The organism is Micromonospora trifolii (assembly GCF_022229005.1).
Classification (GTDB): Bacteria; Actinomycetota; Actinomycetes; order Mycobacteriales; family Micromonosporaceae; genus Micromonospora; species Micromonospora trifolii.
On the sequence record NZ_JAKKFD010000017.1, the window covers coordinates 22620 to 35783 of the forward strand.

The window sequence follows — 13164 nt, forward strand, 5'->3', positions numbered from 1 at the left end:
AGAACTGGAGAACGTCCATGCTCGAGAACGAGCCCGAGGGCGGCGAACGGACCGGTTCACAGCCGGCCGGTGAGCCCGCCGACCAGAGCACCACGCCCGACGGCGCCGCCGTCGAGACCTCCACCACTGCCGTCGGTTCTGCCTCGGTGGAACCGGACGGCGCGGAGAGCGCTCCTGCTGCGGCCGAGCCGGCCGCGCCGGTGCGGCGCACCCGGGCGACCCGTCGTCGGGCCGCCCCGCTCAACCAGCCGGAGCAGACCGACGCCCCGATCGAGGCGCCCACCGGTGGCGCCGGCAACGTCGAGTCGCCGCAGGCGGAGGTCTTCGCCCCGATCTCCGGCGACCTGGACGTCGCCCCGAAGACTCCCCGGCGCCGCCGCAAGGCCACCCCCGTCGAGACGACCGCCGAGGAGCCGCTGGTCGCCGCCACCGCGGAGGCGGCCTCGGCCGAGGTGGTCCCACCGGTCAAGGTGACCCGTACCCGGCGCAAGAAGGCCACACCGGCTGCCGTCGAGGAGCCGCCCGCCACCGAGCAGCCGACCGCCGCCGACGAGGCGCCCGCGGTCGAGGAACCGGTCGCCGAGGAGCCGGACGTCGTCGAGGAGCCGGCGGAGTCCGACCTGCGCGAGGCCGAGGCCGAGCTGAACGACTCCCCGGCCCTCCCGAGCACGTCCGCCGCCGAGCTGGCCTGGAGCAGCGGTGCGCAGGAGCGCTCCGGCGAGGTGCCACCGGGTGTGGCCGTCTCCGGTGTGACGGATGAGCCGAACGAGCCGGCCGAGGTCGAGCCGGAGCAGCCGCGTACCCGTCGTCGCCGCGCCGCGCTCTCCGCGCCCACAGTGCTGTTCATGGCACCCCAGCCGGACGCCGTGCCGGTGACCCGACCGGTGGAGCCCGCCGCGGCGACCGAGGAGCCTGCCGTCGAGGAAGCCGCCGAGCCGTCCCGCCGCCGTCGGCGTGGTCGCCGCGAGGTCGAGCCGGTGGAGCCGGTGGAGCCGATCGAGGCGATCGAGGCCGAGGAGGAGCCGACCGAGGAGGCCGACGAGGCCGCCGAGGCGGATGAGGACGACGAGGACAGCGCCGCCGCGCGCCGCCGCCGCCGGCGTGGTCGCCGCGGCCGGGGCCGGGGCAAGGGCGGGGCCGACGACGCCGAGGACGAGGAGTCCGAAGAGGCGGCGCAGGCCGACGAGGAAGAGACCGCCGAGGCCGAAGCCGAGAGCGACGAGGACGAGGAGTCCGAGGGCGGGGACGGCCTGACCCGCCGTCGCCGTCGCCGTCGCCGTCGTGGCGCGGGTGACACCGAGGGCGCGGCGGACGACGGCGTGCCGACCGTGGTGAAGATCCGGGAGCCGCGCCGGACCGTCGACGAGGTGCAGGGTGTCTCCGGCTCGACCCGGCTGGAGGCCAAGCGCCAGCGCCGCCGGGACGGTCGGGAGCAGCGCCGTACCCGCCCGCCGATCCTCAGCGAGTCGGAGTTCCTGGCGCGCCGGGAGGCCGTCGACCGGGTGATGGCGGTCCGCCAGCGCGGTGACCGCACCCAGATCGCCGTCCTGGAGGACGGCGTGCTGGTCGAGCACTACGTCACCCGCAACTCCTCCGGGACGATGGCCGGCAACGTGTACCTGGGCAAGGTGCAGAACGTGCTGCCGAGCATGGAGGCCGCGTTCGTCGACGTCGGTCGGGGCCGCAACGCCGTGCTGTACGCCGGTGAGGTCAACTGGGACACCTCCGGGCTGGAGGGGCGGGCCCGCTCGATCGAGCAGGCGCTGCGCTCCGGCGACTCGGTGCTGGTCCAGGTCACCAAGGACCCGATCGGGCACAAGGGCGCCCGACTGACCAGCCACATCGCGCTCTCGGGTCGACACCTGGTCTACGTACCCAACGGCAACGCCTCCGGGATCAGCCGCAAGCTGCCGGACAACGAGCGCAAGCGGCTGCGGGACGTGCTCAAGAAGCTGGTCCCGGACGGCGCGGGCGTGATCGTCCGGACGGCTGCCGAGGGTGCGACCGAGGACGAGCTGGCCCGCGACGTCAAGCGGCTCCAGGCGCAGTGGGAGGACATCCAGGCCAAGGCGGCCGAGGGCGGCGCCCCGGCGTTGCTCTACGGGGAGCCGGACCTGGTCATCCGGGTGGTCCGGGACCTGTTCAACGAGGACTTCCGCGAGCTGGTGATCGAGGGCGAGCAGTCGTACGACATCGTCGAGTCGTACCTGTCGCACGTCTCCCCGGACCTGGTCGACCGGGTGCGTCGGCACGTGGGCACGAGCGACGTCTTCGCCGAGTACCGGATCGATGAGCAGATCATCAAGGGCCTGGACCGCAAGGTCTTCCTGCCCTCCGGCGGCTCGCTGGTGATCGACCGCACCGAGGCGATGACTGTCGTCGACGTCAACACCGGCAAGTACACCGGCTCCGGGGGCAACCTGGAGGAGACCGTCACCCGCAACAACCTGGAGGCGGCGGAGGAGATCGTCCGTCAGCTCCGGCTGCGGGACATCGGCGGCATCGTGGTGATCGACTTCATCGACATGGTGCTGGAGTCGAACCGTGAGCTGGTGCTGCGCCGGCTCACCGAGTGCCTGGGCCGGGACCGCACCAAGCACCAGGTCACCGAGATCACGTCGCTCGGCCTGGTGCAGATGACCCGTAAGCGGATCGGCGCGGGCCTGCTGGAGGCCTTCAGCGAGACCTGTGAGTGCTGCAAGGGCCGGGGCGTCATCATCCACACCGAGCCGGTGCCGGAGAAGCCACGGCCCGCAGGTGCGGGGGAGAAGGTCAAGGCGGTCGCCTCGGCGGTCGCTCCCGCTCCCGCTCTGGCGGCCGAGCAGGCTGCCACCACCTCGTCCCGCCGTCGGGCGCGCAAGAACGCCCCGGCCGCGGCCGAGCGGACCGCCGTCGAGGTCGTCGACACCGATACCGACCCCAGGGCCGAGCCGGACGCCGACTACCAGGACACCATGGGTTACGACCTGTCCCGCTACGAGTCGGACACCGCCGCCGCGCCGGCGATCTCCGACGCTCAGCAGGGTGAGTCGGCCCGGCTGGCAGCGGCCGACGACCCCGATGCGCTCGCCGACGGGGAGGGCGACGAGGAGACCACCGAGGGTGGTGGCGGCCGTCGCCGGTCGCGTCGCGGTGGCGCCCGTCGGCGGACCCGCCCCTGAGCGCCTGACCGGCCACGTGTTTGACGAGGTCCCTCTCCCGGCAAAGTGACGGGGGAGGGACCTCGTCGTTGCGGCCGCCCGGTCCTCGATCGGCCGTCCCAGGTCAGGAGAAGAAGATGCGCCGTCTGCTCGCGGTCACCGCGCTGCTCACCATGCTCTCCGGCGCGGCCGGCTGCTCCACCGCTGGGACCGCCGAGGGTGCCGGCTCGGCGGCCGCTGGCACCCCTCCCGGCCCGACCGGTGTGCCGGCCAGCGCTGGCGTGGCGGGTGGCAACGCCACCCAGGTCTGCGTCGCCGCGCAGGCGGCCAGCACCACTGCCGTCCGGACGTACGTGGCGGAGCTGGGTCAGATGCTCGCGGCGGTGGGTGCGGGGGACAGCCGCGCTGCCGAGGCCGCCCGGGGGCGGGCCGAGGCGGCGCTGGCCGACTGGCGGACCGCGCTGCGGGAGCAGTCGGAGCGGACCGACGATCCGCAGCTCAAGACTCTGCTCACGGACCTCGGAACCGAGGTTTCCGCGCTCGGTGCCGACGTCGAGTCGATCGACGAGACCGAACTCGACCGGCTCCAGCAGCGCCTCGACCAGCTCTGCGCGCGCTGAGCAGGGCGGGCCGGTTTGGGGTCCGGGCCAGCAATGGCGTACTCTTGCCTGCGGCCCACCTTTGGTGTGCCGAGTTCCCGTGTGCCCGCGCCGCCGTGCTCTGCTACCCGGCGAGCCGCCGCGGGGACGACCGCCAGCAGCCTCAACGACAGGGAGTCCGCCTCCGATGTACGCGATCGTCAAGACCGGCGGCAAGCAGTACAAGGTCGCCGAGGGCGACGTGATCGAGGTCGAGAAGCTCACCGGTGCCCCCGGTGACGCGGTGAAGCTCACCGCGGTGCTCCTCGTCGACGGTGACGACCTGGTGACCGACGCGGCGAAGCTTGCCGAGGTCGCGGTGTCCGGCGAAATCGCCGCGCACACCAAGGGCCCGAAGATCCGGATCCACAAGTTCAAGAACAAGACCGGCTACCACAAGCGCCAGGGTCACCGCCAGCCGTTGACCCAGGTCAAGGTGACCGGCATCTCCAGCGGGAAGTAGGTCGTCCTCCAATGGCTCACAAAAAGGGTGCGTCCAGCTCGCGTAACGGTCGCGATTCCGCGGCCCAGCGACTCGGCGTGAAGCGCTTCGGTGGTCAGGTTGTCAGCGCCGGTGAGATCATCATCCGGCAGCGTGGCACCAAGTTCCACCCCGGTGACCTGGTCGGCCGTGGCGGCGACGACACGCTGTTCGCGCTGTCCGCCGGTTCGGTCCTGTTCGGCACCAAGCGCGGTCGCAAGACCGTCAGCATCGTTCCGCAGCAGTAGTTCTCGGGCTAAGCGGGCCGCGGACCTCCGGGTCCCGGCCCGCTTAGCTTTTTTCGCGAAGTGCGAGGTCGAGCCTCGCTGGAAGGATTGACGCCGTGGCAACGTTCGTTGACCGGGTCGTTCTGCATCTGCAGGCCGGCGATGGCGGGCACGGTTGTGCCTCGATCCACCGCGAGAAGTTCAAGCCCTTCGGTGGGCCGGACGGCGGCAACGGCGGGCACGGGGGCAGCGTGTCCCTGGTGGTCGACCCGCAGGTGACCACGCTGCTCGACTTCCACTTCCACCCGCACGTCAAGGCCGACAGCGGCAAGGGCGGCGCCGGCTCGAACCGGGACGGGGCCAACGGCCACAACCTGGTGTTGAAGGTGCCCAACGGCACAGTGGTGCAGACCTCCGATGGCACAGTGCTGGCCGACATGGTCGGTGCCGGCACCACCTTCGAGGTCGCCCGCGGTGGGCGCGGCGGGCGGGGCAACGCCTCGCTGGCCAACGCCAAGCGCAAGGCGCCCGGCTTCGCCGAGCTGGGGGAGCCCGGCGACCAACTGGACATCGTGCTGGAGCTGAAGAGCGTCGCCGATGTGGGCCTGGTGGGCTTCCCGTCCGCCGGCAAGTCGTCGCTGATCTCGGTGATCTCCGCCGCGAAGCCGAAGATCGCCGACTACCCGTTCACCACCCTGGTACCCAACCTCGGCGTGGTCCGGATGGACAACCACACCTTCACCGTCGCGGACGTGCCCGGCCTGATCCCCGGCGCGGCCAGCGGTAAGGGCCTGGGCCTGGAGTTCCTGCGGCACATCGAGCGCTGCGCCGTGCTGGTGCACGTCATCGACTCGGCGACCCTGGAGCCCGGCCGTGACCCGGTGGCCGACATCGACGCCATCGAGGCCGAGCTGAGCCAGTACGGCGGCCTGACCGACCGCCCACGGCTGGTCGCCATCAACAAGGTCGACGTGCCGGACGGCCGCGACCTCGCCGAAATCGTGCGCCCCGACCTGGAGGAGCGCGGTTACCAGGTGTACGAGGTCTCCGCGGCCACCCGGGAGGGGCTCAAGGAGCTGACCTACGCGATGGCCGAGCTGGTCGACGCAGAGCGTAAGGCCGCCCCGTCCGCCGAGCCGACCCGGATCGTCATCCGCCCGATCGCCGTGGACGACGACGGTTTCACCATCACGGCCGAGGCGGACGGCTCGTTCACAGTGCGCGGTGTCCGGCCGGAGCGCTGGGTCAAGCAGACCAACTTCGACAACGACGAGGCGGTCGGCTACCTGGCTGACCGGCTGGCCCGGCTCGGGGTGGAGGACAAGCTGGCCAAGGCCGGCGCGCAGCCCGGTGACCTGGTCCGGATCGGCGTGCGCGAGTTCGACTGGCAGCCGACCCTCTTCGCCGGTGTTGATTTCGTACCCGGCAACCGGGGCACCGACGTCCGCCTGGAGGAGAAGTCGAACAGGGCCTCCGCCGCGGATCGGCTCGCCGCCCGGAAGGCTCGCCGGGTGCGGTCGGCGGACGAGGTGGGCGCGGACGCGTCCGACGACACCATCGACGACGAGGACGACGCCGAGTAGTTCGTTGCGCTCCGTGGTGGGGTTGATTTCCGGAAACCTCCCCGAAATCCACGCGTCCTAGCGTGTGGTGATGCTGATCGAGTCCCGTCCTGCCATCGATCCGGAGATCGCCGCCATGGTCACCGCGCAGCAGCGTGAGCTGCGCGACGCCGATGGTGGGTTGGACGGGCAGGTCTTCGTCCCCCACGACGACGTCAGCTACCTGGCGGTGGTGGTGAACGGTCGGGCTGTCGCCTGCGGCGGGCTCCAGGCGCTCGATGCCGAGACCGGCGAGGTCAAGCGGATGTACGTCCGGCCCGCGTACCGGGGGCGGGGGATCGGTCGCCAGTTGCTCGCCGCGCTGGAGGAGTGCGCGTTCCGGCAGGGGCACTCGGTGGTCTGCCTGGAGACGGGCACCTACCTGCCGGCCGCCATCGCCCTGTACACAGCGTCTGGCTACGAGCGGATCCCGGTCTACGGCGAGTACGTGGGCAACCCGTACAGCGTCTGTTTCGCCAAGCGGTTGCCGGTCGCTGCCTGACGGCGGCGTCGCCGGTTCAGGCGCCGGTGCTGGCGTGCTCGACGGTCACCGGCTTCGACTCCGGCGAGGCGTGCTGGCGCAGGACGATGCTCAGCAGGATCAGCGCGCCGACCGCGAGAAACTCGCTCTGCCAGTTCTGCATGGACTGGAACCAGAAGTCGCTGGTGCCGAGGAAATCCCACACCCCGATCGGCGGCGCCCCGCTCTGGAGCGCCTGCTCCTGGTTGTAGGCGGCGGTGCCACCGAGCAGGTGACCGACGAACGAACCGGCGAAGATCAGCAGCAGGGCGAGGGAGAGGCTGTTCCGGTAGATCACCAGCGGTAGGCCGCCGACGCGTACCGGCCAGGGTGACTGCGGGGTCGCCCGGCGCTCGTCGTCCTCCGGTCGGTCGGTCTGGTCCACCGGCTTCGACTCGGCCGAGCCCCGCTGCACCAGATACGCGGTGAGCAGCACGTACCCGCCCATCTGGAGGAACTCCGACTCCCAGTTCTCGAAGACCGACTCGGCGAAGTGCCCACTGGTCAGGTACGCCGGCCAGCTCAGCGGCGCGGCGCCGAACTCGGTCAGCTCCTCGTTGTGGGTCTGCCAACCGAAGACGCTCTGCAACACCAGGAAGACCAGGAACGCCCCCAGCATGGCGACAGCCAGGGCGTTGTTACGCAGCCAACGAGGCATGGTCGCACCTCCTTCGCCGGTCGATTACCCCGGTGGGCGTGACCGCGAAACCACAAAAGTCCAGGTCAATGCCGGTCGGCGGGGTTGTCCAGGCGTCCGCCGGTGCCGGCCTGGTTGGACAGCAGCAGCCCCAGCGCGAGCATCCCGAAGCCGAGCGCGAGGTGCAGCCAGTTGTCGGCGTCGTTGACCGGCAGGATGTTCGCCCCGCCCTCCGGGTTGACCGCCTCGATCGCCAGGCCGTACAGCCAGAGAGCGAGGTAGACCGCGCCACCGGCGGCGAGGAACACGCGGGCGCCGGCGACGCTGCGGGCCAGCACCAGGCCCACCAGCCCGAAGAGCAGATGCACCACGTTGTGCAGGATCGACACCTGGAACAGCCCGAGCAGGTGGGCGTCCGAGTGGTGCCCGGCGAACCGCAGCTCGCCGTAGTCGGTGGTGATGCCGGGGATGAAGCCGAGGACGCCGATCAACAGGAAGACCCCGGCCACGACCAGCGCGGCCAGCTGGACCCGGGGGCGGGGGCCGGTCGCTCGGCCGCCTCGTGCGTCTCGTGCCATCGCTGCCCCCTCCGTGGATCTACCGGCCTCGCGAACCTCACTGTCCGCAGCGGCGACGTGACGCAGCCCGACGATCCTCCATTTTGAAGACCAACCGGTGGGCCGCGCAGATAAATGCACGAAGAGGTATGGAAGCCAGAACGCAGGGTAGGTGAATGGTCAGCGGCGGCAGCAACGCGCCGCATCCCCCCAGCACAACCGCTACGACTTTCTGAGCGGAAGGGACATCATGACTTACGATCTTTCACCTACGTCTTCCACGTACGGGCAGCAGTCGACGAACGGCGGTGGCGTCCGCGACCAGGCACGCCAGGTCGGGTCGGAGGCCGCGCAGGCTGGTGGCGCGGTCGCCCAGACCGCCAAGGAGCAGGGCACCGAGGTCGGCCGTGAGGCGGCCCGGCAGGCCCGCAACCTGTACGGCGAGGCCCGCAGCCAGCTCGCCAGCCAGACCGGTGAGCAGCAGCGCCGAGCCGCCGGTGGGCTGCGTTCGCTGGCCGACGAGATGCGCTCGATGGCCGAGCAGGGTGGCCAGGCCGGCCCGGTGACCGAGCTGGCCCGCCAGGCCGCCGACCGGGTGCAGGGTGCCGCCGGTTGGCTTGAGCAGCGCGAGCCCGGCGACCTGATCACCGAGGTACGCGACTACGCGCGGCGTAACCCGGGGACCTTCCTGGTCGGCGCGGCGGTTCTCGGTGTGCTGGCCGGCCGGCTGACCCGTGGCATCTCGGCCGCTGGCGACGACTCCGGCAACGGTTCCTCGACCTTCCGGGGCGCCGGGGCGTACGACCCGGAGGAGACCGCCGTCATCCCGACGCAGCCGCCGGCGCCCCGCGCGGTGCCGGACGCCGTTCCGCCGGGCGGCTACCTCGACCCGACCCCCGGTACGCACACCCCGCCGACGTCCGGTGGCTACACCGACCAGACGCCCGGTACCTACGCCGACCCGGCGCCCGGCGGCTCCACGGAGCCCGGCCGGGGCGACTACCCGGAGCACTCCGGCACCGGCCAGCCGCTGCCGCCGGTGACCCAGACCGACCCGCTGCCGGGCGTGCCGTCCAGCGGCAACCCTCGCCCGTGAGCCGCCGAGTCATCCGAAGGGAGGCGACGGCATGAGCATGCCGACGCAGGGGTCCGGACTGGACTCCGGTTACCACCCTGACGCGGGTGCCCCGCACACCGCGTCGGAGGTGAAGGGCAGTTCGCTGGGTGACCTGATGCGTCAGGTCACCACCGACCTGTCGACGCTGATGCGTCAGGAGGTCGAGCTGGCCAAGGCCGAGATCCGCCAGGAGGGCAAGAAGGCCGGCAAGGCCGCTGGCCTCTTCGGTGGTGCCGGCTTCGGCGGCTACATGGTGGCCCTCTTCGTGTCCATCGCCATCTGGCAGTTCCTGGACAACGTCATGGACTCCGGCCTGGCCGCGCTGATCGTGGCCGTGATCTGGGCCGTGGTCGCCGCGGTCCTCTACTCGATGGCCAAGAAGAACGCCCAGCACGTACGCGGGCTCAAGCAGACCAACGACAGCGTGCAGCGGATCCCCGACGCGCTCAAGCCGCACCCGGAGGGAGTCACCCGATGAGCACCGATCCCGATCAGATCCGCCGGGAGATCGAAGCCACACGTAACAGCCTCAGCTCCGATGTGGATGCGCTGGCGTACAAGGTCAGTCCCAGCCGCATCGTCGACGACCGCAAGCAGCGGGCCCGTTCCGCTCTGCAGAATGTGAGGGACAAGGTCATGGGAACCGCGTCTGACCTCGGCCACGGCACCGGCCAGGCCGCCCACTCGGTGGGTGACCGCGCCTCGTCGGCGGCCTCCAGCGTCAGCGACGCCGCGCACTCGGCGGCGGCCACTGTCAGCGACGCCGCGCACAGCGCGCCGCAGGTGATCCGGCAGAAGTCCCAGGGCAACCCTCTCGCCGCCGGCCTGATCGCGTTCGGGGTCGGCTGGCTGGCCTCGTCCCTGATCCCGGCGTCCCGCCGCGAGCAGCAGGCGGCGACCCAGGTGAAGGCCAAGGTCAGCGAGCACAGCGGGGCGGTGAAGGAGAAGCTGGGCGAGGTGGCGAGCGACCTGCGTGAGCCGGCCCAGCACGCCGCCGAGTCGGTGAAGTCCACCGCTCAGGACGCCGTGCACGCGGTCAAGGACGACACGAAGTCCGCCGCCCACCAGGTCAAGGACCACGCCACCTCCTGACCCCACCCCAGAGCAGCACGACAGCTCGCGGTCACCCTCGGGTGCCCGCGAGCTGTCGCGTCGGGGGCAGCGCCGATCTTGCGGTTGTGGCTGGAGTTCTGTGGGTCTACCGGCGTTTTTGTCCCAACCGGAAGTGCAAGATCGCGGGGAGCTGCGGGTTGTGCGGGGCTGGGTTGGCGGCTCGGCTGATCCGGGTGTCGCCGTAGCGGACGCCACCCAGCAGGACGCGTTGGCTGACCGCAAGCCAGCCGCACACACCGCGTTCCAGCAGCCAGAGTGGGGCCGCCAGCGCCGTAGCCGGCGGGAACACCCGGGTGCCGCCGGCGCGGCGGCGACCCGTCTCGGCCAGGGCGACGACCCCGGCCACCGCGCCGAGCAGCAGCCTGGGCCGACGCGACGCGACCGCCGCCGCCAGCGCCGGCAGCACCGCGAGCGCGGTCAGCAGGCGAGCCGGCTGGGCCAGATCGTCGTACGCCTGACGGACCCGTTGACCGCGGAAATGCGCGGCGTCCGGAGGTAGTCGGCGGACGTACAGCCAGGCCGGGGCGGCCTCGGTGCCGCCGTTCCCGCGCACCGTGCGGATCAGCTCCAGGTTCTCGAAGAGCACGTCCGGGTCGTACCCGCCCATGGCGAGGAAGGTGCTGCGCCGCACGGCGAGGGTGCCCGGGTAGTCCGTCCCGAGCGCCCGGTTGAGCAGCGTGCGACCGGTGTCCCACCAGGCGTGCCAGGGCAGCGGGTCGAAGTAGTTCTGCGGTCGCACCAGGTCGGCCCGGCCCAGCAGCCGGTGTACCGCGCTCAGCGCGGCCTCGTCGTACCGGACGTCGTCGTCGGCGATCACCACGTGCTCGTGGCCGGCCGCGCGTACCCCGGTGTGAACGCCGAGCACCTTGCCGTTGAGCCCACGCTCACTCGGGTCCGGTGGGAGGTGCCGGACCAGCCCTCGCCACGCCTCGGCGTGCCGGGCGAAGAGGTGCGCAGGTGAGCCGTCGACCACGAGTACCTCCACCCGGTCACCCAGCCAGCGCAGGTAGTCGGTCAGCTCGGCCAGGCCGGTGTCGGTGTGCCAGCGCAGCGGCAGCACGTACGTCATCGGTAGGCGGACCGGCGACGGGCCGGCGCCCTCGTGCTCGACCTCCCATCGGCGGGTGGTGGGCCGGGCGTCTCCAGTAGGGCTGAACGAGGACATGGCAACTCCGTGGCGGCCAGGGTCGCGGTCGGTGTCGAGCAGCATCTGCCCGCATTTGCGTCGATCAAACAGCTGGTCGTTTCGCCTGCCGGGCTCCGGGTAGCGCTGCCCCTAAGAGCTGTCCATGCCCGGTTGTCCGGGTGGAGGAGAGAGACGTCATGACCAACAACGGAACCAGGTGGGCGCTGCTCGGCGTCACAGCGGCGACGGCGGTCGGCGTGGGGCGGGTGGCGGCCCGCCGTCGGCATCGGCATCAGCCGGAGCGGCAGGACGGTTGGTACGTGGTGCGTCGCGGGGTGACGGTGGACCGGTCCCGGGACGAGGTGATCGGCTTCTGGACCGACCGCGAACGGCTGGACCGCGCGCTGGCCGGGTGGGCCACGTTGCAGCAGCTCGACGAGCGGCGTTGGCGGTGCGTGGCCCGCGACCGGGCCGGCGGGGAGACGCAGTGGCGGGCCGAGATCACCGTCGAGGGGACGGGCACGCTGCGGTGGCGGGTCGAGGACGGGCCGATGCCGCAGCTGGGGCGGATCGAGCTGGCCGAGGCACCCCAGGGCCGGGGCACGGAGATCCGGGCCGAGCTGCGCTACCGCTCCGGTCCGGTGCGTCGGTTGGCTGGCCTGGTCGGCGGCGACGAGCCGGACCTGGCGCTACGGGACGCGCTGCGCCGGGTGAAGACGCTGATCGAGTGTGGCCAGGTGGTGGACACCCGGGACGACCCGTCCGGCCGGAGCCCCGCCCAGGAGAAGGCGACCGACAAGGTGCGGGAGAAGCTGATGACGGGAGGACGGGCGTGAGGGCGCTCTGCTGGGAAGGCGTGGGCAAGCTGGCCGTCCGGGACGTGCCGGAGCCCCAGATCCGTGCCGAGGGGGACATCATCGTCCGGGTCCGGGCCAGCAGCGTCTGCGGCTCCGACCTGCACCTGATCAACGGGTACCTGCCGGCGATGCGGGAGGGGGACATCCTCGGCCACGAGTTCATGGGCGAGGTGGTGGAGACCGGGCCCGGCGTACGGCGGCACCGGGTCGGTGACCGGGTGGTGGTGGGGTCGGTGGTCGCCTGCGGTGGCTGTTGGTACTGCCGGACCGAGCAGTACTCGCTCTGCGACAACTCCAACCCGCAACCGGTGTTCACCGAGAAGCTGTGGGGGCACTCTCCGGCCGGCATCCTGGGCTACTCGCACGCCGCCGGCGGCTACGCCGGATCACACGCCGAGTACATCCGGGTGCCGTTCGGCGACATCGGCGCCTTCGCCGTACCCGACGGGGTGCCGGACGACTCGGTGGTGTTCGCCTCCGACGCGATGCCCACCGGGTGGATGGCGGCGGACTTCTGCGGGCTCACCGGCGGCGAGGTGGTGGCCGTCTGGGGTGCCGGTGGCGTCGGTCAGATGGCGGCCCGTTCGGCGCAACTCCTGGGCGCCGAGCGGGTCATCATGATCGACCGATTCCCGGACCGGCTCAAGACCGCCGCCGAACGGATCGGGGTCGAGACGATCAACTACGCGGAGACCGACGTGCTGGAGGCGCTGCGCGAGCTGACCGCCGGGCGCGGGCCGGACGCCTGCATCGAGGCCGTCGGGATGGAGTCGCACGACGTCGGACCGACCTACGCGTACGACAGGGTGAAGCAGGCGGCGCGGTTGCAGACCGACCGCCCGACCTCGGTCCGCCAGGCGATCATGGCCTGCCGTAAGGGCGGCACTGTGAGCATCGTCGGTGTGTACGCCGGTCTGGTCGACAAGTTCCCGCTCGGCGCGGCCATGAACAAGGCCCTGGTGCTGCGGATGGGGCAGATGCACGCGCAGCGCTACATCCCGATGCTGCTCGACCGGCTCGCCGCCGGGGAGATCGACCCCGGTTATCTGGCCACCCACCCGCTCTCCCTGGAGCAGGGCGCCCAGGGGTACGAGCTGTTCGAGAAGAAGGAGGACGGCTGTCTGCGCAGCGTTCTGCATCCCTGACGGCT

The 13164-nt window shown here is 71.5% G+C and carries 14 protein-coding genes; 11 read left to right on the forward strand and 3 right to left on the reverse strand.

Features of this window, described 5'->3' with window-relative positions:
- Positions 1–17 precede the first annotated feature (17 nt).
- From NIE79_RS11045 to NIE79_RS11070, 6 genes are all read left to right on the forward strand, one after another.
- Positions 18–3161, forward strand: coding sequence for an Rne/Rng family ribonuclease (locus NIE79_RS11045; RefSeq protein ID WP_238678462.1), 3144 nt, complete (start codon positions 18–20; stop codon positions 3159–3161).
- Positions 3162–3277: 116 nt separating this feature from the next.
- A complete protein-coding gene (locus NIE79_RS11050; protein WP_238678463.1) occupies positions 3278–3760 on the forward strand; it encodes a hypothetical protein in 483 nt (160 codons plus the stop codon).
- A gap of 166 nt (positions 3761–3926) precedes the next feature.
- Positions 3927–4241, forward strand: coding sequence for a 50S ribosomal protein L21 (gene rplU / locus NIE79_RS11055; protein WP_007464063.1), 315 nt, complete (start codon positions 3927–3929; stop codon positions 4239–4241).
- Positions 4242–4252: 11 nt separating this feature from the next.
- Positions 4253–4507, forward strand: coding sequence for a 50S ribosomal protein L27 (gene rpmA, locus NIE79_RS11060; protein WP_030491740.1), 255 nt, complete (start codon positions 4253–4255; stop codon positions 4505–4507).
- Between the two features lie 95 nt (positions 4508–4602).
- Positions 4603–6069: a GTPase ObgE gene (gene obgE, locus NIE79_RS11065; protein WP_238678464.1), complete on the forward strand. Its 1467-nt coding sequence runs from the start codon at positions 4603–4605 to the stop codon at positions 6067–6069.
- A gap of 70 nt (positions 6070–6139) precedes the next feature.
- Positions 6140–6589 (forward strand): GNAT family N-acetyltransferase, encoded by a 450-nt coding sequence (locus tag NIE79_RS11070; protein WP_238678465.1) that lies wholly within the window; start codon positions 6140–6142, stop codon positions 6587–6589.
- A 16-nt stretch (positions 6590–6605) separates the two neighbouring features.
- On the opposite strand, the gene NIE79_RS11075 is transcribed toward NIE79_RS11070, so the two are convergent.
- Both NIE79_RS11075 and NIE79_RS11080 read right to left on the reverse strand, forming a co-directional pair.
- The gene (locus NIE79_RS11075) at positions 6606–7265 is read right to left on the reverse strand and encodes a DUF6766 family protein (RefSeq protein WP_238678466.1); all 660 of its coding nucleotides are present in this window, start codon (positions 7263–7265) and stop codon (positions 6606–6608) included.
- Positions 7266–7330: 65 nt separating this feature from the next.
- The gene (locus NIE79_RS11080; RefSeq protein WP_238678467.1) at positions 7331–7822 is read right to left on the reverse strand and encodes a DUF4383 domain-containing protein; all 492 of its coding nucleotides are present in this window, start codon (positions 7820–7822) and stop codon (positions 7331–7333) included.
- A 229-nt stretch (positions 7823–8051) separates the two neighbouring features.
- Here NIE79_RS11080 and NIE79_RS11085 point away from each other — a divergent pair, with 229 nt between their 5' ends.
- The 3 genes from NIE79_RS11085 to NIE79_RS11095 are packed head-to-tail and all read left to right on the forward strand — an operon-like array spanning position 8052 to position 10010.
- Complete coding sequence (locus tag NIE79_RS11085; protein WP_238678468.1) at positions 8052–8897, forward strand: hypothetical protein; 846 nt, start codon at positions 8052–8054, stop codon at positions 8895–8897.
- A 31-nt stretch (positions 8898–8928) separates the two neighbouring features.
- Positions 8929–9396, forward strand: coding sequence for a phage holin family protein (locus NIE79_RS11090; RefSeq protein WP_238678469.1), 468 nt, complete (start codon positions 8929–8931; stop codon positions 9394–9396).
- On the forward strand, positions 9393–10010 hold the full coding sequence (locus NIE79_RS11095; RefSeq protein WP_238678470.1) for a DUF3618 domain-containing protein: 618 nt from the start codon (positions 9393–9395) through the stop codon (positions 10008–10010). The genes NIE79_RS11090 and NIE79_RS11095 overlap by 4 nt, the downstream gene beginning before the upstream one ends.
- 106 nt (positions 10011–10116) lie before the next feature.
- Here NIE79_RS11095 and NIE79_RS11100 read toward each other — a convergent pair whose 3' ends face one another.
- A complete protein-coding gene (locus tag NIE79_RS11100; RefSeq protein ID WP_238678471.1) occupies positions 10117–11196 on the reverse strand; it encodes a glycosyltransferase family 2 protein in 1080 nt (359 codons plus the stop codon).
- A 158-nt stretch (positions 11197–11354) separates the two neighbouring features.
- Between NIE79_RS11100 and NIE79_RS11105 the strand changes: the two genes are divergently transcribed.
- Together NIE79_RS11105 and NIE79_RS11110 are read left to right on the forward strand one after the other, a co-directional pair.
- On the forward strand, positions 11355–11993 hold the full coding sequence (locus tag NIE79_RS11105; protein ID WP_238678472.1) for an SRPBCC family protein: 639 nt from the start codon (positions 11355–11357) through the stop codon (positions 11991–11993).
- Entirely contained in the window at positions 11990–13159 is a 1170-nt protein-coding gene (locus NIE79_RS11110) for a zinc-dependent alcohol dehydrogenase (protein ID WP_238678473.1), read from the forward strand. The genes NIE79_RS11105 and NIE79_RS11110 overlap by 4 nt, the downstream gene beginning before the upstream one ends.
- Positions 13160–13164 lie beyond the last annotated feature (5 nt).

What these genes read in the sequence shown, in the direction of transcription:
- NIE79_RS11045 (WP_238678462.1), top strand. Translation starts at nt 18, where the DNA reads ATGCTCGAGAACGAGCCCGAGGGCGGCGAACGGACCGGTTCACAGCCG.
- NIE79_RS11050 (WP_238678463.1), top strand. Translation starts at nt 3,278, where the DNA reads ATGCGCCGTCTGCTCGCGGTCACCGCGCTGCTCACCATGCTCTCCGGC.
- rplU (WP_007464063.1), top strand. Translation starts at nt 3,927, where the DNA reads ATGTACGCGATCGTCAAGACCGGCGGCAAGCAGTACAAGGTCGCCGAG.
- rpmA (WP_030491740.1), top strand. Translation starts at nt 4,253, where the DNA reads ATGGCTCACAAAAAGGGTGCGTCCAGCTCGCGTAACGGTCGCGATTCC.
- NIE79_RS11070 (WP_238678465.1), top strand. Translation starts at nt 6,140, where the DNA reads ATGCTGATCGAGTCCCGTCCTGCCATCGATCCGGAGATCGCCGCCATG.
- NIE79_RS11075 (WP_238678466.1), bottom strand. Translation starts at nt 7,265, where the DNA reads ATGCCTCGTTGGCTGCGTAACAACGCCCTGGCTGTCGCCATGCTGGGG.
- NIE79_RS11080 (WP_238678467.1), bottom strand. Translation starts at nt 7,822, where the DNA reads ATGGCACGAGACGCACGAGGCGGCCGAGCGACCGGCCCCCGCCCCCGG.
- NIE79_RS11085 (WP_238678468.1), top strand. Translation starts at nt 8,052, where the DNA reads ATGACTTACGATCTTTCACCTACGTCTTCCACGTACGGGCAGCAGTCG.
- NIE79_RS11090 (WP_238678469.1), top strand. Translation starts at nt 8,929, where the DNA reads ATGAGCATGCCGACGCAGGGGTCCGGACTGGACTCCGGTTACCACCCT.
- NIE79_RS11095 (WP_238678470.1), top strand. Translation starts at nt 9,393, where the DNA reads ATGAGCACCGATCCCGATCAGATCCGCCGGGAGATCGAAGCCACACGT.
- NIE79_RS11100 (WP_238678471.1), bottom strand. Translation starts at nt 11,196, where the DNA reads ATGTCCTCGTTCAGCCCTACTGGAGACGCCCGGCCCACCACCCGCCGA.
- NIE79_RS11105 (WP_238678472.1), top strand. Translation starts at nt 11,355, where the DNA reads ATGACCAACAACGGAACCAGGTGGGCGCTGCTCGGCGTCACAGCGGCG.